The 18,966-nt window shown below is 63.5% G+C and carries 13 protein-coding genes; 2 read left to right on the plus strand and 11 right to left on the minus strand.

Annotated features, from left to right (window positions below; genetic code table 11):
- Positions 1-94: 94 nt before the first annotated feature.
- The 4 genes from WD012_RS06225 to WD012_RS06240 all read right to left on the minus strand — a co-directional run bounded on the left by WD012_RS06225 (position 95) and on the right by WD012_RS06240 (position 4,278).
- Positions 95-385 (minus strand): hypothetical protein, encoded by a 291-nt coding sequence (locus tag WD012_RS06225; RefSeq protein ID WP_339562905.1) that lies wholly within the window; start codon positions 383-385, stop codon positions 95-97.
- A gap of 443 nt (positions 386-828) precedes the next feature.
- Positions 829-1,923 carry a redox-regulated ATPase YchF gene (ychF, locus tag WD012_RS06230; RefSeq protein WP_015450329.1) on the minus strand — a complete coding sequence of 365 codons (1,095 nt, stop codon included), beginning with the start codon at positions 1,921-1,923 and terminating at the stop codon, positions 829-831.
- Between the two features lie 125 nt (positions 1,924-2,048).
- Entirely contained in the window at positions 2,049-2,846 is a 798-nt protein-coding gene (gene proC / locus WD012_RS06235; RefSeq protein WP_339562906.1) for a pyrroline-5-carboxylate reductase, read from the minus strand.
- Between the two features lie 85 nt (positions 2,847-2,931).
- Complete coding sequence (locus WD012_RS06240; RefSeq protein WP_339562907.1) at positions 2,932-4,278, minus strand: alpha/beta fold hydrolase; 1,347 nt, start codon at positions 4,276-4,278, stop codon at positions 2,932-2,934.
- Between the two features lie 160 nt (positions 4,279-4,438).
- Between WD012_RS06240 and WD012_RS06245 the strand changes: the two genes are divergently transcribed.
- Entirely contained in the window at positions 4,439-7,006 is a 2,568-nt protein-coding gene (locus tag WD012_RS06245; RefSeq protein ID WP_339562908.1) for a sensor histidine kinase, read from the plus strand.
- On the opposite strand, the gene WD012_RS06250 is transcribed toward WD012_RS06245, so the two are convergent.
- The gene (locus tag WD012_RS06250) at positions 6,944-9,151 is read right to left on the minus strand and encodes a DUF2207 family protein (protein ID WP_339562909.1); all 2,208 of its coding nucleotides are present in this window, start codon (positions 9,149-9,151) and stop codon (positions 6,944-6,946) included. The two genes, WD012_RS06245 and WD012_RS06250, sit on opposite strands and share 63 nt — an antisense overlap.
- Positions 9,152-9,413: 262 nt before the next feature.
- Between WD012_RS06250 and WD012_RS06255 the strand changes: the two genes are divergently transcribed.
- Positions 9,414-10,151 carry a response regulator gene (locus tag WD012_RS06255; protein WP_339562910.1) on the plus strand — a complete coding sequence of 246 codons (738 nt, stop codon included), beginning with the start codon at positions 9,414-9,416 and terminating at the stop codon, positions 10,149-10,151.
- Positions 10,152-10,282: 131 nt separating this feature from the next.
- Here WD012_RS06255 and WD012_RS06260 read toward each other — a convergent pair whose 3' ends face one another.
- The 6 genes from WD012_RS06260 to WD012_RS06285 form a co-directional block, all read right to left on the minus strand.
- Positions 10,283-12,898, minus strand: a complete 2,616-nt coding sequence (locus tag WD012_RS06260) for an ABC transporter permease (RefSeq protein WP_339562911.1) — start codon at positions 12,896-12,898, stop codon at positions 10,283-10,285.
- Between the two features lie 32 nt (positions 12,899-12,930).
- Positions 12,931-13,743: an ABC transporter ATP-binding protein gene (locus WD012_RS06265; protein WP_339562912.1), complete on the minus strand. Its 813-nt coding sequence runs from the start codon at positions 13,741-13,743 to the stop codon at positions 12,931-12,933.
- Between the two features lie 213 nt (positions 13,744-13,956).
- Complete coding sequence (locus WD012_RS06270; RefSeq protein ID WP_339562913.1) at positions 13,957-14,766, minus strand: energy-coupling factor transporter transmembrane component T family protein; 810 nt, start codon at positions 14,764-14,766, stop codon at positions 13,957-13,959.
- Positions 14,766-16,343 carry an ABC transporter ATP-binding protein gene (locus WD012_RS06275; protein ID WP_339562914.1) on the minus strand — a complete coding sequence of 526 codons (1,578 nt, stop codon included), beginning with the start codon at positions 16,341-16,343 and terminating at the stop codon, positions 14,766-14,768. The genes WD012_RS06270 and WD012_RS06275 overlap by 1 nt, the downstream gene beginning before the upstream one ends.
- 45 nt (positions 16,344-16,388) lie before the next feature.
- Positions 16,389-17,060 (minus strand): ECF transporter S component, encoded by a 672-nt coding sequence (locus WD012_RS06280; RefSeq protein ID WP_339562915.1) that lies wholly within the window; start codon positions 17,058-17,060, stop codon positions 16,389-16,391.
- A 121-nt stretch (positions 17,061-17,181) separates the two neighbouring features.
- Complete coding sequence (locus tag WD012_RS06285) at positions 17,182-18,837, minus strand: peptide ABC transporter substrate-binding protein (protein WP_339562916.1); 1,656 nt, start codon at positions 18,835-18,837, stop codon at positions 17,182-17,184.
- Positions 18,838-18,966: the final 129 nt, after the last annotated feature.

An 18,966-nucleotide genomic window follows, 5' to 3' on the forward strand; every position in this document is an offset into this window, starting at 1 on the left:
TTACATAGGGACACCCCCCGCAGACTTTCCAGGGAAAGCAGGTTATTAGCGAACGCCGCAATGTGTGAAGCGGACCCCGTATTCCACAAGCAGGTCATGCAGGAACCGCGCGCTGTTCCTCGAAATAAGGGCGCAACGATTTGTATACAGGCAGCGAATCGATTGCGACCGGCATCGTAGAAATCACAGGTGTGGCATGGCTGTAGCAAAGCATCAGCATGCTGAGCGCAGCTCGCCGACCTCGTTGACCAGCTGCGACGACAATCGACGATGGCGTCAGCCGATCTTTCTGCAGCGCAGTAATGAGCTGGGTCGCACTGGGCATCGTCATGCCCTGCGGCCCGCGCGCAGAACATGCTCGCCCACGAATCGAGAGGGTCATCATGAATCACGGCGTCATTGTCAATGAACGTCATCGCTCAGTGTGGGACTTCTCTCGTGATATGCAGTTTGACGCGTAAACTCCCGGAGGCCTGATTTCGGGCACGTTGGTATTTCAACGTTTTCGTTGTCACATCAGCGCGAAACCTCGTCTTCGTCCATAAACTCCCGGGAGATTACCGCCATTTACGCCATTCCCGACAAAAGTCCCGGGAGTTTGCCGCCATTGTGACGTTTCCGTCAGAAGTCCCACGCACCGGACCTGTCGCGCCCGAGTATGCCGGCGAGCGCCCTCGGAAGGGTACTCTAAACGCACTCATTCGATGGCGACAACCGTCCGGAACGTGTCTGGAACGGCCTGTTTCCGTGCATTCAAAAACGGCGCGATTGCAACGTTCCTTAGGTTGGAATCGTTGGAATCGCGCCGTTTTGGCGGGGTGTGGGCGGTTACTTGGACACGTTGAACTTGAATTCGACGATGTCGCCGTCCTGCATCACGTAGTCGCGGCCTTCAAGGCGGAGCTTGCCTTCCTCCTTGATGGTGTTCATCGAACCGTTGGCCGCGACGAAGTCATCGTAGGAGACGATTTCGGCCTTGATGAAGCCACGCTCGAAATCGGTGTGGATCACGCCTGCGGCCTGCGGGGCGGTCCAGCCCTTGTGGATCTGCCAGGCGCGCACTTCCTTCTCGCCGGCGGTGAGGAAGGTCTGCAGGCCGAGAATGTCGAATCCGACACGGGCGAGCTGGTCGAGCCCGGATTCCTTCAATCCGGCGTCCTCGAGCATTTCGCGCGCGTCAGCCTCGTCAAGCTCGGTCAGATCGGCTTCGAACTGGGCATTGAGGAAAATCGCCTTCGCGGGAGCCACCAGATCGGTGAGCTTCTTGCGCAGCTGCTCGTTGGACAGTTCGGCGTCGTCGACGTTGAACACGTAGATGAACGGCTTGGCGGTCAGCAGGTGCAGGTCGTAGATGTCGTCCTTGTTGATCTTGCCCGCCTGGGCGGCGTGGTCGATGGTCTCGCCTGCTTCGAGGATCTTCTTCGCCTCGTTGACGGCGTTGACGTATTCGGGCGTCACCTTCTTGCCGCGCAGCTCCTTCTCGAGCTTCGGCAGCGCGTTTTCGATGGTCTGCAGATCGGCGAGGATGAGCTCGGTGTTGATCGTGTCGATGTCGTCGGCGGGATCGACCTTGCCGTTGACGTGCACGATGTCATCGTCTTCGAAGGCGCGCACGACCTCACAGATCGCGTCGGCTTCACGGATGTTCGCCAGGAACTTGTTGCCCAGTCCCTCGCCTTCGGACGCGCCTTTGACGATGCCGGCGATATCGACGAAAGTGACGGTCGCGGGCACGATCTTCTCGGTGTGGACGAGCTTGGCGAGCACCGGCAGCCGGTCGTCCGGCAGGGGAACGATGCCGGTGTTCGGCTCAATGGTGGCGAACGGGTAGTTCTCCGCCAGCACATTGTTGCGGGTGAGCGCGTTGAACATGGTGGACTTGCCGACGTTCGGCAGGCCGACGATTCCGATAGTTAAAGACATGCTTTCCAGTGTAGAGGCATGATGGACGTAATGCATGCCTACGGCACGTCACCGTACCGACCGGCGCGGGCATGCCGCCGGCCAGTCGATACGATTCACACGGATTCGTAATCCGTCTGCGGCAGTCAGCCTTCCACGGCCTGTACCGCGGAAATCACGTCACCGCGGAATCCGTGCTGTTCCAACGCGACCACGCCGCGGATTGTCGCGCCGCCCGGAGAGCAGACCGCATCCTTCATGGCCGCGGGCAGGCGTCCGTCGCTGATCTGCAGCGCACCCGTACCCTCGACCATCTTCGCGGCGAGACGGTAGGCGCTGGCCCGCTTGAGCCCATACTGCACGCCCGCGTCGGCGAGCGCCTCGATATACATTGCGGTGAACGCCGGGGCGCAGCTGGAAATGGTGCCCGCCTGGGACATGTGCGCGGTGTCGACGGTCTCGAGCATGCTGACCGGTTCGAGCAGCGCGTGGACGAGCCCAGCCTGGTAGTCGGTGAGATTGTGCTTGTCTTCGACGACGCTGACGCCTTGGCCCACCGCGATCGGCGTGTTGGGGATGATGGAGATGTGCGGAGTATGGTCCTCGAGCACGGCTTCGAGCTGGTCGAAGGTCCACCCCCAGGCGACGCATACGACGATGCTGTTGGCCAGCTCGTGCCTGATCGGCGTGACGACCTGTTCAATGAGGTTCGGTTTGACGGCGAGGATGACGATATCGCTGGCGGCCGCGACTTCGGTGGCGCTGTGCATGGGCCGTACGCCGAGCGCGGCAGCGGTGTCCGCGAGCTTGTCGTAGTGTCCCGCGCAGGCGAGCATGTGTGAGCCTTCAAGGACTCCCCCGTCCACGAAGCCTTGGGCCATGGCCTGCGCCATGGCGCCGTAACCGATGAATCCGACGGTGGTGTCGCTCAGTTGTTGGGTCATTGGGTGGTTCCTTTCTTGGATTGTCGCCGGCGCCATGCCGGCCATGGTATGCGTTCCGAAACGATCGCACAGGGTGCCGGGCGCGTCATTTGACGCCGGCGAGATCACCTCGCCCCAACGCTTCCCCGTATTCGCGGGCGAAGACCCTGGGGTCGGTGCGCAATCCGTCATGCTCGTACTCGTTGGTCGTCCAGTAATGGCTGTTGCCGACGCGGGACAGGGTATCAAGCTGAAGTGTCGAATCGACGTACATGTCGTCCACGTAGACGGTCGCCTGCAACGGCACCTCGTTGCGCTCGAGCTGGCCGGCATCGTAGATCTTGCCGAAATGGGTGTCCTGCATGAGGATGTCCATGGCGGCGGCGAAGGGGCGCAACGCCCGCTCCTGCCGGAACATCCACGGGAAGATCGCCTCTCCGGTGAACAGCAACGGCCGCGCGGACACGGAGAATTGCGGCCGGGCGTCGTAGGCGCGTTGGGCGGCCCAGTTGACCGGATGCTCGAGCTCGCCGTCCGCGTAGATGAACTCCTGGAGCGGCCAGTACAGGGGGCGGGACGCGGTCGTGTCCATCACATGGGTGAGGAATTCGTCGGACAGCGGGGATGAGGCATCCGCGGAACCGTCGCCGTCGACAAAGGCCTCGTCGAATAGCCAGTGGATCTGTTCGAAACTCGGTTTCATACCGAACCCGCCGCCCAAGGTCTGCACACGTTCGACGGTCAGCGGGTCGCCGTTGGGCAACGCCACTCCCCCTTGGGCCACCCGGTCGGCCACGGCGGCGACACGCTCGCGGTCCTGTGGGTAGCGCGCGTAATACTGCATGGTCTTCGATTCCATGCGCGGGAAGGTGTGCGCGTACACGTCGTCCGGGTCAGCCGGCACATGCGGAATGCCGCCATTGGTGAAGCATGCGGCAAGCCCTTGCGGGAACAGGGACAGGTAGCTCAAGGTCAGGAAGCCGCCGTAGCTTTGCCCGAGCGTGACCCACGTGCGGCCGCCGAACGCACTCAGGCGCAGATGCTCGAAGTCCCTGATAATCGAATCGGCGAGGAAACGCTTGAGATATGCCGCCTGCGCCTGCGCGTCCCCGATACGGGACATGGCATGCGAATCGACACGCGAGGAACGCCCGGTGCCACGCTGGTCAGGCAGCACGACCCGGAAATGCTTCAACGCCTCGGCAAGCCACGCGTCCCCGCCGTCATAGCCCATCGGGCGCGGACCGGCACCTCCCGGCCCGCCCTGCAGGAACAGCAGCAGCGGCAAGTCCTCATGCTCGCGACCCGCTTCGCACACCACCCGGTAGAACAGCCGGATCGTCTCGCCCGACACTGATTGCCCGGGCGTGTCGCCCCGCCAGTCCAGCGGCACGTCAATCGCATGATCTTCGATATACCGCCCCGGAACGTAATACTGCGCCAACGCCGTCACCGTACACCTCCCAGCCGTGAATCCGGCCTATCAATCCGTTATGCCCACCATAGCGCCACCCCGGCCTTACCTTGCCTTTCCCTGTCTTTGCTTCGTTCTTCCCGACTTTCATCCTCGCGCATGATGGCCGCGGTGACCGCCCGACGCTAGGGTGAATGACATGCATTGGATGACACGGATGACCTCATGGGCCAAAAGCCACGTACTGGCGGTCGATACCGCCATGACCATACTGGTCGCCGCGCTGTTCCTGTTGATGACCGCCTCTACCGGCTCCACCCCCGGCGTACTGTTCTCCTGCCCCGCGATGGTATGTAATCTGTGGCAGATCGCCATGCTGATTCCCGTAGCCACACGCCGGTGGCGTCCGGAGCCGAGCGCGTGGGCGATCGTCGCGGTCTCGGTCGCCCAGCTCATCATCGGGCCGTCGCTGGTGCCCGCGGACCTGTTCGCGTTAACCGTCCTGTACGCCGTCATCGTGTACGGCAATCCAAGCCGAAGCCGCCTGTTCGCCTGTCTCGGACTCGCCCTCGGCATCCTCGCCTCGCTCGCGCTCGCGGTTTCCACCAGCGTCGGGCCGGTGTTCGGCACCGCGACCTCGCCGATCACCGTCACGTTGTGCCAAGGCAGCGACCCGCATACCTGCGCGCAGAATTTCCTCTCGACATTCACAGGCGGCCTGATCCTGATCACCCTGTGCATTATCACCGCGATGTTCCTCGCCTACTGGCAGCGCGCCCGCAACGCCACCATCGCCGCGCTGAGGGAGCGCAATGCATCCCTCAAGGCCGGCGAGCAGGAGCGGCGCCGGATCGCCGCGCTGGCGGAGCGCGCCCGCATCGCGCGCGATATGCATGATGTGGTCGCGCACACCCTGTCGATCATCATCGTGCAATCCGATGGCGGCAGATACGCCGGCGCCTCGAATCCGCAGATCGCCAAGGACACCATGCACACGATCGAGCATGAGTCGCAACGCGCGATGGAGGACATGCACCGTCTGCTCGGCGTGTTCGGCGAACCCGACCACGCCGACTACCGGCATGTCGCCGCGCTAATCGACGAGGCGCGACGTTCCGCGGCCGATATGGACATCAGCTATCGGATCGTCGGGGAACCGCACCCGGCGCGGCTGAGCGAAACCGCGAGCACGGCGATGTACCGCATGGTGCAGGAGGCGCTGACCAATGTGCGCAAATATGCCGGCCCCAATGTGCATGTGGAAATCGAAGAAGCGTGGTCAGGCACCGGCTTGACCGTCCGCGTCACCGATGACGGGCGGGGCGCCAGCGCGGCGGCGGACGGTCACAAACCGGGATTCGGCCTGCAAGGCATGAGCGAGCGGATCGCGATGGCCCACGGCAGCGTGCAGGCCGGGCCGAGGCTCAGCGGCGGCTTCGAGGTCCTGGCGAGCGTGCCGTACCGGGACACCGAAGACCAGGCGAATGTCAACGCCACACCGGCGACCGAGACGCCGGCGACCCGCATGCCGACCGCCCGCGAGCCGATGCAGGATGCAGCCCAATCGGCAATCCGGAACAAGTCCGGCAACGTACCCGCGCATGCAACTGATATACAGCACAGCAAAACAGTCACGTCTGCCCTGCCGACCCCAACGCATATCACGGGTCTGGTGAACCGTTGTCTTCATGACAATCGCCCCTCACTGCCCAAGCCGGGAAACAAGGCGGGCGGCAAGAGGAATGCGGTCGAACGCATGTCCGTATGGTGGGAGCAGCATTACCTCATCGCGGATATCCTGACGGGCCTCATGCTCATCGCGTTCTTCGGCCTGTCCGGCGTGAATGTGGGCAACAACCTCGAATTCGTGCTCACCGGCAACCAGACCAACGCCATCAGCCAGGCCATCATCTGGACGGTGACGGTTTTGGTTATCCTGCCGTGGATGTTCCGACGTCGCTTTCCCCGGGCAAGCGCCATCTTCGCGTTTATCTTCGCAGTACTTCAACTGCTGGTCATGCCGTGCATCCTGTTCGTCAACATCATGACGCTTGGCGTGCTCTGCGCCGTAATCCTCTATGGCGACAAGCGCTCCACCAACCGTGCGGTCGCCGCCGCCGGCACCGCCACATGCCTGTGCACGCTGTGCGTGTTCTCCGGGGCCATGGGGTATGCCTCCCTGCTGGCCATGCTCGCCGACCTGACACGGCTGCAACGCCCGAACGGCACCACGCTGATCGAGACGGTCTCCGTGTTCATCACCGTCGCGCTCCTGTGCTTGATCGCCATCATCTCTGCATTGTGGAAGCGCACGAGCGGCAATGACGCGCTCGTATTGCAGGCGCGCCAGCAGGCGCTCAACGAGGAGGCGCGCCAGCAGCAGGTGCTCGCCGCGAACGTGGAGCGCGACCGGATCAGCGCGAATATCCAAAGCGAAGTCACCGACACCCTCCAATCCGTAATCGCACGTACGCATGAAGGACTCGCCATGTTCGAAGACGCCGAGCGCGAGGGCACCGAACCGGATGCGGCAGCCGTCTGCGAAGCGTTCCGGCAGATCGGGGAACAGGGGCGTGCCGCATTGGCGCGCATGCGGGAGCTGCTCGGCGTGCTACGCAAAACCGGGTTCAGCGATGAAGACCACGACCACAGCGCGGATATCGCCCCACTCGCCCCGGTTACCCCGGGGGCTGTATCCGATGCGCTACCTGCCGCCGAAACTGCCGCCTCCGGCACCCCCGCCGCCACCGCCGAATCCGCCGGATGACCCAGAACCTGAAGTGCCGAGCGTGGTCTGCACCGCGCTCTGGACTTCAACGAACCCGGCATTGAGCTGCGCACCCAGATCCGCGAAAGACGACGACGCGAATGCCGCGACACCGGACCCGCCGCCGGCTGCGATGCCGGCGATGACGGCGCTGGGCAGCATCGCCGGACGGTACATCCAGTACAGCAAGGTGCCGTCCGCGTGGTCGTCAAGCCATTGCGGGTCGGCCAGTTCGGGAACCGCATGGGCAAGTTGGGCCATCACCCGTTCGGACAGGCCGAGCGCCGCGGCATACACCAGGTAGCTGTCCCACAATGCGAGATCGGTCGTCCCACGATCCGTAAAATCGCTGAAATCGTTGAGATACCGCTTGAAAGCGTCCAACTGTGAGGCCAGCTGACGACCGTGCTCATTCAAACCGGAGAACCGCATCAGACCCATGCAAAGGGCCACACACAGCGCGACCGGAAGTATCGTCACCGCTTGCAAGAACAGGCTGTCCGCAAGCAATGCGCAACCCGCCACCAAGTAGATAAACGCGGCGATACTGACGATGATGCTCCCCCGGCCTGCGGGCACGGTGAGGTTCAGCTTCGTGAATTCCTCCTCAAGCAACGCCACCATGGTCTGCTGTTCTTTCGCGCCGTGTTCCCAATCCTTCATCAAGGAACGCATCTGCCGCATGTCGAACACCCGTGTCTTGCCACGCTCCCCTACCGTTTCAAGGAAATCCAGCAGGTCGCCCTCGCTGTCGCACAGGTGTAGCGCCGCGCGGCCGCCGGGTTCATCACAGCCGGGTTCGATAACGATGGTCACGTCATCGGGTTTGACGGCGACGGCCGCACGCCCGCCGGACCGGTCCACGCGGTATTCGAGGGCCGGAGACTGCCCGACACCCGACAGCACGGCGGCGCCATCCGCTCCGGATACATCGATGCCGTCATACGATTCGGCGGCTCCCGGGAGGATCCTGATGGCATGCTTGGAAGCGAGCGACAGCATGGTGGCGCTCAACGCGCGCGCATTCGTCTGCGAAGAGGTGCAGTGCTCGATCAGCGCGTTAAGCCGCGCGGCATTGTTCGGCGTCAGGTCTGGCGGTTCGCGGCGGTATACGGTGTCCTTGGGAAACGACGTCTTGCGGATGTTGCCGCGCAGACATGCGAGCATGGCCACACACAGGATGACGCCGATGGCCGCGATAATACAGGTGCGCATGACGAGTTCCCGGCGTTGGGCGTCACGGTGTCTCGCCCAGCTGTCCGCCTTGGCTTGCTCCGAGGCGATCAGGCCCTCCCGGTGTTCACCCAGCTCCTGGCGGGCGACATCGTTCATCTGGGAGATATCGACCATGGCGACCACGTCGAGGTACATGCCGGACTTCACATTCTTCGCATTGAAACGCACCGTGCCATCCTTGTCACGCGTAATCCGCGAGTCCGCGCCCTCGAAGTGCAGCCATGCCTTTGAATTCTTCGCCGTGACGCCATCGGGGAATGTCACCGTGCCGGTCACCTCGCCGATCGGGACGCTGTTTGTGGCGCCGATCGGCTCCCACTGGAATGCGGCGACATCGTCGTAGGCGGTGCAAACCCCTTCGAAGGTCATGGTGATGTCGAAACCCATGCTGTCGGCGTTCTCGGTCACGGGGATATTCCATCCGATCTCGATGGTGGGATATCGGTCCGAATAGCCGCCCGAGGCGTCCGGCTTGTCGCGCTCCGGGTCATACGTCTGCGTGCTGACTCCGGCGCGTTTGATATACCAGTGTCCCGCATACGTGGAGTCCCACAGTGATGCGGACTGGCTGCCGGGCACGACCGGGTCGGCCTGGGTGTAAGTCTTGCCGGTCGTGGTGTCCGTGACGCTCACCCCGGTGATGGCGGTGAGTTGGTCGGGATCAAGACGATACTGCTGGTACAGTTGCCGCCAAGGCTTGTTTCGTTTCTTCAGCATCACATCGATATGCTCACGGATTTTCAGATCGCCGTTGCGCTGGACTTCCACCTGGTAGTCGGCGCTCCGATACGTCATGTTCGCGGAAGGGTGCAAATCGGCGTAGGTCCTGACGATGACGAAGGTGCAGGCGAGCACCACCGCGATCGCGATACCGACCGCCCTTTTCCATGCGCCGGCTGTATACTTCACCGCTCACCACTCCTTGTGCTCTCTTCAAGCGACCTCTCCCGCCGCGGCGGGCAACACCGTCGGGGCCTGCGCCCGGGCGCGCGGTCCGGCATCAGGGCGCTGCGCACAGCCGCCATGGCCGGCCTCTCATCCGTACCAGTATTCCAACAGTCGGGTACATCGGGGTTCGTCGCTGCAGTCGCTGTCCGTCCCGCGAACGCATACGCGCACGATATGGGACCGCATCTGGCGAGCGCCCCCGTCACCGGATACAGTGGAGACCATGAATCAACAACAACACATCCGTGTGGTCATCGCCGACGATCAGGAACTCGTCCGCGCGGGGTTCGCCATGGTCATCGGCTCCCAGGCGGACATGGAGGTGGTCGGGCAGGCCGGCGACGGCGACCAGGCTGTCGGGTTCGCGCAAGAGCTGCATCCTGATGTCGTGCTCATGGACGTGCGCATGCCCGGCATGGACGGGATCGAGGCGACCCGCCGAATCACCGGCATGGAATCCGGTTCGCCGCGAACGGGTGACGACGGCACCGGGCATGTCACCCGTGTCATCATCCTGACGACCTTCGATCTGGACGAGTATGTGATGTCCGCCATCAATGCGGGCGCGTCGGGCTTCCTGCTCAAGGACACCGAGCCGGAGACCCTGTTGGCCTCCATCCGTACCGTGTACCAGGGCAACGCGATCATCGCCCCGTCCGCGACCAAGCGGCTGATCGAAAACATGGTCGAAGGCAAGCTCGCCCCCACCCCGCAGCCGGGGGTTTCCGACGGTTCGGGAACGCAGTACACCGATCCGGAACTCGCTGAATTGACCGAGCGCGAGCGCGAGGTGCTCATCGAAATCGCGCACGGGCTGAGCAATCAGGAGATCGCCGACAAACTGTTCATCAGCCTGCCGACCGTGAAAACGCATGTGGCGCATATCCTGGCGAAGATCAATGCGCGCGACCGGGTGCAGGCGGTCGTGTTCGCCTACGAGAACGGGCTGGTCCGCCCCTAGGCGCGACGCACCGAGCCGCATTCGGGTATGCGGAAACGCTGTGGCCCGCCACTGCATTGTGCAGTGGCGGGCCACAGCGTATCCGCCGGCTGGTCCTACCAGTGGCGCCGGCATCGGGACGCCGCTGAAAATCAGGCTTCAGCGAGCGCCTCGACCGGCGGCGTCTTGACCGCTCGTCGTGCGGGGAAGACACTGGCGAGCAGCGCGGCGAGCGCGGCGACCAGCAGGACAATCAGATCGAGCTTCCAATCACTGATGAACGCGGTCGTACCATACGGGCTGAGCACCATGTAGGAGCCGACCCAGCCGAAGGCGATGCCGAGAATCTCGCCCGCGATACCGGCGACCAGCGAGATGACCAGCGATTCGACGGCCAGCGACCAGCGCAGCTGGCCGCGGGTCATGCCGATGGCGCGCAAGGTAGCGGATTCGCGGGTGCGTTCGATCACCGACAGGCTGAGCGTATTGGCCACACCGATCAGCGCGATGAGCACGGCGACCGCGAGCAGGGCGACCAGGAGCGCGAGCATGGTGTCGACGATCTGGTTCCATTGGACGCGTTCCGCGATCGGGCCGGACAGGGACGCCCCTGCGCTTTCGCCGATCGCCGTCTGCGCCTTGGTGAGGATATCCACGGCCGACGCCTTGGACGTGTCGACGGCGGCGAGCAGGATGTGCCCGTCGGATTGCACTTGATTTCCCGTGAAATAGGATTCGTTGACGAACAGGGTGACACTCACGTCCGGGTCGACATTGCGGTAGTCCTTCTGGGTGACATCGAAGGTCAGCGATTGGGCTTCGGACGTGTCGGCGCCGCCGCCGCTTGATGCGGTGAAACTCACCTGGCCGTTCTTGAACGACAGGACCTTGCCGGTGATTGCGGAGTACGTTGGCGCCAGGGCCTTGCCATTGTCGAGGCTGACTCCGCTCAGGTCGGCGTGCAGCACCTTCGACAGGGTTGCGGTGTCGGGCACGCCGATCAGGGTGGCGCTGCGGTCCTCGCCGCCGACGACGACGGAACCACGGGCGATCGGCGCGTACAGTGTCGAGGTCACGCCGTCGATCTTGCCGATCTTGTCGGCGGTGGACTGGCTGAGCCTGCTGCCTTTGGCGATCATATCGACGCTGTAGTGCGTGTCAAGGGTGTTGTTCATCGTCTGTTTGGCGCATGCCGCGCCCGTTGCGATGCACGAGACGAGTGTCACGCCGATGAGCAACGCGACACCAGTGGAGGCGACACGCCTGGGGTTCTTCTGGATGTTGGCGTGCGCGATTTTCGCGGAAGGCCCGAACAGCGCGGCGAACGCCCCGCCGAGGCGCATGAGCAGCGGCATCCAGAAAGCGGCGGTGACCACCAAGCCGATGAAAATCAGGGCGCAGCCGGCGATCGCGGACAGCAGCATCGTCGAATACCTGTCGTTGAGATCCGAGGACGACAGCGACGAGCGGAGCATCGTCACCGCGCCGACGGTGAGCACCGTGCCAAGCACGATCAGCAGGAAGCCGATGACGCCCCGTGCAAGGCCTGCACGCTTGTTGTCGCTGATTTCGATGGGCCGCAACGCTTCCAACGGGGTGACCCGCGTGGCTGAACGCGCCGAGCCGATCGAGGCGAGCATGGTCATGACCACGCCGAACGCGAGCGGGATGACGAAGACCTGCCAGGTGAACACCAGACCGCCGGTCATGCCCAGGCTCGTAAGCGCATGGCTATGGATGACAATCGCCATGAGCGCGGCGCCGAACGCAATGCCCAGCACGGAGGAGACCAGGCCGAGGATACCCGCTTCGGCGATGACGGAACGGTACAGCTGCCCCTTCTGCGCTCCGATGGTGCGCAGCAGCGCCAAGGTACGGCGGCGTTGGGCGACCAGCACCTGGAAGGTGTTGGCGATGACGAGCGCGGCCACGAACATCGCGAGGATGCCGAAGCACATGAGGAACACGGTGACGGCGTTGGTGCCGGACTGGCTGAGCGACTTGAGCGCTTCATCCCCCGCCTTCTGCCGGGTTTCGATGCTGAAGCCTTCGGGAAGCAGCTTCCTGATTGTGCGGACTGCGGTATCGGCCTTCGATTCGTCGACCTTGAGGGTCATGCCCGAGAACATGAGGTCGGAGAAACTGTCCGCGCCCTGGAGTTTCGCCATGGTCTTGTCGCTGATCACCGCAGCGCCGCCATAGGAACCGAACGCGCCGTTGGTGTCTTCGGTGAAACCGCTCACCGTCAGCTCGACCGTATCGTCACCGCCCAAGCCCGAGCCATAGTTCGCGGCGACGGATACGCGGTCGCCGATCTTCACCGACAGCTGGTCGGCGAGCTTGGCTGGCAGGGCGATCTGCGTATCATTCGCAGGCTGGCTGCCCCTGACAATCGTGACCGGCAGCAGGCTGTCATCGCTTGACGCATTGATGGCGAGCAGCGTGGCGCTTTTCTCGCCCGCCACCGCGTTGATGGGTACGTTCTGCCCGATATACCCGGCTTTCACACCGTCAGTGGAGGCGATACGTTCGGCCTTCGCCTCGCCGACGGTCGGCATCGGACCCGAGCCGCTCATCGCCGACGTGTTTTGGATGATGTAGTTCGCCTGCGCATACTGGGCGGTCAGCTGGTTGTGCAGGGTGTCGTTGAGTGTATTGCCGAACAGGAAGGTGCAGGCGATGAACGCCGTGCCGATGAGAATGGCGATTCCGGCGGGAATCAGCATCTTCATGTTCTTTTTCATCATTTTGATCGTGATCGACCACATGGGAGTGTCCTTGCTTGTCTCGTGTCTCTCGTTCAGCGGTTGAGTCCGGCATCCGGCACGGCGGCGACGGGCGGCTGCGGCACGCCTTCGGACAGGTTGAGGGTGGCGCGGCGGCGTTCCTGCATGAGCAGTTCACTCATCTGGTCGGCGCTCGGGTGCTCGACATCGGCGACGATCTGGCCGTCCGCGAACACGATGGCGCGGTCCGCATAGGAGGCGGCGACCGCATCATGCGTGACCATGATGATGGTCTGCCCCAGTTCCTTGACCGAACGCTTGAGGAAGCTCAGCACCTCGGCGCTGGAGACGGAATCGAGATTACCGGTCGGCTCGTCGGCGAAAACGACGGACGGCTTGCCGATGAGCGCACGCGCGATGGCGACGCGCTGCTGCTGTCCGCCAGACAGCTCGTTCGGGCGGTGGCCGAGCCGCTCACGAAGGCCCAGCGTGTCCACAAGCATGTCGAACCACTCACGGTCGGGCTTCTGGCCGGCCAAGGTCAGCGGCATCAGGATGTTCTGTTCGGCGGTGAACATCGGCAGCAGGTTGAAGCTTTGGAAGATGAACCCGATCTTGTGCCGGCGCAGCAGGGTCAACTGCTTGTCGTTCATCGTCGTGATATCGGCGCCGTCCAGCAGGATATGGCCGCTGGTGGCGGAATCGAGGCCGGCGAGGGTGTGCATGAGCGTGGACTTTCCGGAACCGGACGGGCCCATGATCGCGGTGAACTTCCCTCGTTCGAATGCGACGTTGACGTGGCGCAGCGCGTGGACCGCGTTCTCGCCGGTACCGTAGATCTTCACCAGGTCGACAGCTTCGACGGCTATGGGATTCGGGGTTGTCATGGATCTTCCCTCCACTCGTTCGTCCGGAACCTTTCCTGGACGCATATCCTCAATGTACCGAAACGAGGAGGGGAAACCCATCATGCGCGAGATGGAAAACGCGTCCGATGGGGTATCATCCCCGAGAATGACGGCATCGGTGGAATCCCCGAGCATGTTGACGGCACGCCGGGGCATGGGACCGGGGACGCACCATCGGGTGGTACTTGCGGCCTACAGCGCGACCATCGCGGCGATCGCAAGGACGGTGAACACGATGGTCGCCGCGAGGATCGCCCAGTCCGCCGGCCGCATCGCCAGCCGCACCCGGTAGGAGCGCTTGACGCCGGGCAGGCCCAGGCCGCGCGACTCCATGGCCCAGCCGACGCTCCGGCTCATCCGGTAGGCGCGGATCAGGACGGCGACGATCACGGGAACCCATGCGCGCGCCCGTGCCAGCATCAGCGCGAACGGGTTGCGGATGCCTCGCATCCGTGCGCCTTCACCGGACAAATCAAGCCCGCGTGCGCGTTGGGCGTCACGCACCTGGGTAACAATCCGTGCGAAAACCGGGATATACCGCAACGCGGTCGCCAGCGTCAGACCGGCGCTGTACGGCATGCCCAAAGCGACCGCGCCGCGGATGAGCTTCGCCTGACTGGTGGTGAACAAGGTCAGGAAGCAGGCGAAGCCGAGCGCCGGAATGCGCAGGCCCATCACCGCGGCCATGAGCAGGTTCTCTTCCGTCAGCCGCAGCCACCCCCAGTCCGCGAATACATGCGTGCCGGAACGGTCGAATATCGGCCACAGCACCACGATCAGCGCGATGATGACGGAGAGAATGCGCCACACCCATGCGATGTTCTTCCACGGAATATGGTCGGTGAGGAGTATGAGATGCTCAAGGACCAACACGCCGAGGATGAACGGCCAGCTGCGCCACACCAGGCACAGGACAAGCAGGACGAGCGAGATGAGGAATTTGACGCGCGGGTCGACGCGGTGCAGCCAGCCGTCGCCGGGAACGTACAGGTCGGCGTCCATCAGCGGCCCTCCCCATGTTCGCAGGGTTCCGGCAGCCCGTGTTCCAGCTGTCCGTGTTCCTGCTGCGTGTGTTCCTGCGACTCAATCGGCCCGGCGGCACGCACGTGCCCGTCCTCGAGTTCGATGAGATAGGTGCAGCGTTCGCGCACCGTACGCATGTCGTGGCTGATCATCACCATGGTGGCGCCTTGCCGGTTGCGTTCCGACGCGGCGTCGAGCATCATGCCGGACAGGCGGCGGTCCAGCCCGGCGGTCGGTTCGTCCAGCACGAGGATCGGCGTGTCCATGGCCAGGACGGACGCGAAGGCGACCAGACGGCGTTGACCGTAGCCCAAGGTCGCCGGAGATTGTCCTGCGACGTCCTCGAGGCCGAAGCGGTTGAGCAGCCGGTCGACACGGCGGCTGATTTCCTCGCGCGGCACACCGAGACACAACGGGCCGAAGGCGATTTCCTCGCGCGTGGTGGAGCAGAAGATCTGATGGTCGGGGTTTTGGAACGCGTATCCGACATGGGAGGCCATCTCGCCGACGCGGCGGCCGCCCACATGCAGCCCGTCGACAGTGACGGTGCCGGCACTGGGTCGCAACATGCCGTTGAGATGACGGGCGAGGGTGGTTTTGCCTGAGCCGTTGCGCCCGATCAGGCCGACGAACGCGCCCCGGTCGATGGTCAGGCTCACGTCGTCGAGGGCGGCGGAACCGTTGCCGCCTTCGGGGTACCGGTAGGTGACGTGTTCGAAGCTGATCGCGGGCTGCCGGTCCCCCGTCCGCGGGACCGGGGCGGTGGCGATTGCCGGCGGGCCGGGTTCGCGCCCGGGCAGGGCGATCCCCAGCTCGACCAGCTTGTCCCGATGCGTTGTGAATAGCGTGGTATCGCCGAGTGCGGCGATGCTGCCCGAATCCAGCAGCATGATGTGGTCGGCGTACCGGGCAAGCCCGTCCGTGTCCTGCTGGGCCATGACGATCGTCAATCCACGGGTTGCGCGGATCGTGTCAAGCGCGCGGAACACTTCTCGGGTGCCTTCCGGGTCGAGCGCCGCCGTCGGCTCGTCGAGCACCAGAATGCGCGGATGGCAGGCCAACGCCGCGGCGATCGCCACCCGTTGCATCTGCCCGCCTGACAGGCTTGTCGGCACACGCCGGCGGTATCCGTCCATGCCGACCAGGTGCAGCAACCCGTCGATGCGTTCGTCCATACGGCCGGAATCGACACCGCGGCTTTCCATCGGGAAGGCGAGTTCGTCTTCCACACTGGCGCAGAACAGCTGGGATTCCGGGTCCTGCTGGACGTATCCGACATCGCTTGACAGTTCGGCGATGCTGCATTCGGCGGTGTTGCGCCCGGCGACGGTCATCGTGCCGCGCATGGTCCCCTCGTCCGGATCCGGGATGATGCCGGCAAGCGCCATGCACAGCGTGGATTTGCCTGCCCCGGTCGGGCCGATGATACCGGTGAATGATCCGGACGGGACTGAGAAATCCAGCTCGTTCAATGCCTTGACCGGTTCACCGTCGTCGGTCTGTGGGGTATACCACCAGCTGAGGTGGTTCGCCGTGATGATCGGGGCGTCGCTCATATCAGGTCGTTCGATTGCCTATGCCGTTGTCGCCGTCAGCGTGCTTCAGTTGACGCTGCCCGTCGGATGGCCGGAACCCGACGTTTCGGTCTGTTCTGCGGCATCGCTACCGGTCTTGGCACCGGTGGTTGCGCCGTTGCCGGTGTCAGCGGATGCCTCTGCCTTGTCCTCAGGAATCGCAACGGCGGGCTTAACACCCAGATTGCCCATGCGCACCAGCGGCGGATAGGCCTTGCGGACCGCGGCGAACAGGGCGTAGGCGATGACCAGGCCGACAACCATCTGCCCGGTGTTGCCCAGGACCTCACCCAAGGCCGGGCCCCAGCCGGACAGGATGCCTCCGGCGATGAGGTATCCGAGCACCTTCCACACGCCGGCGATGACTGAGCCGACAATCATATCGGCCGGACGGAACTTACGCACAATCAGCCCGACGAGCACGGCTTGCAGCCCGTCGATGACGAAGGTGAACGCCGCCCACTGCGGATAACCGGACAGCAGGTCCGACAGCGCCGGCCCCAGTCCGCCGATCACGCCGCCGACCCACGGGCCGAACGCGTAGGCGGAGAAGAAGATTATCGCGTCGGACAGGTTGAGATACCCTCGTGTCGGCGTCGGCAGCTTCACCAGCATGGTCAGCACCGTGGTCAGCGCGGTCATGATGGCGATCAGCGGAATCATACTTGCCTGGAATTTTGCTTTGGCTTGTGCGGCCATATTCCCTCTCTTCCTGAACAATCGATCCTGACGCACCCGAATGCGGGTGCGTCAGGCCAATATCTTACGTATGCCGGGCCCGCGATCGGTCCCCACGTCCATATCGCGTGAGCCCCGCGGCTCAGCTTTTGACCGTCAGCTTGTAATAGTCCGGTAGCCCCATGTAGTTGAAGGACAGCGAACCGACTTGCTTGCCGGCGCCTGCCGTCACATTCGTATACCACAGCGGGATCACCGGAAGGTCCTCGAACAGCAGTTCCTCAGCCTTGTGATAGTAACCGATCGCCCCGTCGAGCGTGGTCTGGCGCGCAGCCTGGTCGATCAGCGCGTCGAATGCGGCGCTCTTGTAATCGCCGTTGTTCAGGCCCTTGCCGTCCGCAGACGCGGAGTCATACGCCTGTACCAGGTACCCTTCGGGGTGCGGATAATCAGATTGCAGGCCTTGGATGAACGCGGCACCGACCGTTCGGTTGTGGATCGCGGTGCTCAGCTCCTTGGATGTCGAGAAAATCAGCGGTTGCGCGTCGATGCCCAGGGCGTTCCTGATGGAATTGCGAATCGCGTCGATCCACGGCTTGTTGCCGCTGTCCGCGCTGTAGGCGAGTCGGAAAGTCCCTTCCCACGGGTTGATGTCATCCGCCTGTTTCCAAAGTTTCTTGGCTTGTGCCGCATCATAGTCGAGTACGGAGGCGCCGGAGAGGATCTTGCTGTATCCGGCGATGGTCGGCGCAGTGAAGTCGGTAGCCTTGGTGGCGGTTCCGTACAGGACCTTCGTGATGATCGTCTCACGGTCGACGGCATGGGCGATCGCGGCGCGGCGCAGCTTGCCTTCCTTGCCGGAGAAGTGCGCCATATTCTGTGGTATCGTGAACGATTTGAAGCCCGGACCTGCCTTGCTGACGGTTTGCAGCTGTTCTTGGCTGTAGGTTTTCAGCGCGCTTGACGGAATGGAATCCAACACGTCGAGGTTGCCTGCCAGCAGGTCGGAGTATGCGGCGTCGAGGCTCGTATACAGTTCGTAGGTCACTCCCTTGTTCTTCGCCTTGCGCGGACCGGTGTACTTGGGGTTGGGCACGAGTTTGATTTCCTTGTCATGCGACCAGGATGCGAGCTTGTACGGGCCGTTGCCGACCGGGTGTTCGCCGAATGCGTCGATGTCCTTGTAGGCGCTTTGCGGCAGCGGCAGGAACGCCACGTCGCCGACCTTGTACGGGAATGAGGAGTCGGGTGCGGCGAGCGTGACGTCGAGCGTGGTGTCGTTGACGACCTTCAGACCTGACAGCTGGGCGTTCTTGTCGCCGTTTTCGTCTTGCAGCGCGTCGTACCCCTTGATGGTGGAGAAGATGGCGGCCCCCAGCTGCCCGTTGGCCGCGTTCGCCGCGAAGGACCATGATTTCGCGTAGGTGGAGGCGGTGATCTTCTCGCCGTCGGAGAAGACGAGTCCCGAACGCAGTTTGATGGTGTATTCCGAGGCGTCGGCGTTCGGGGTGATGGACGTGGCATCCGCGTAGACCAGTTTGCCGGAGGCGTCGAAGGTGACCAGACCTTCGTACAGCTGCGTGACCACCTTCCATCCGGCGAGGTCGTCGGTATTGCTCGGGATGAGCCCCGCCGCGGGCTCCACATTGTTGACGGTGACGATGTTCCCGGCACTCGACGACGCTGAGGCGGACGCGCCCGCGGACGGCCCCGATGAGCATCCCGACAGCATCATCGCGGATGCGGCGAGGACCGCGATTGCGGCCCGGTGCAGGAAGGCACGACTGCTGTTCTTCATGGTCGGCTCTTTCTCTCATTCGATGGGGTCATGCTGTGCGGTTGTCACGCGAACCGGCCACGCGGGCGCGGTTGCGGACGTGTATGGCGCACGTGTACGGCATGCGAAGTCCACCATCAACATTCCATA

The sequence above is a fragment of the Bifidobacterium thermophilum genome (assembly GCF_037482445.1).
In the GTDB taxonomy this organism is placed as follows: Bacteria; Actinomycetota; Actinomycetes; order Actinomycetales; family Bifidobacteriaceae; genus Bifidobacterium; species Bifidobacterium thermophilum_B.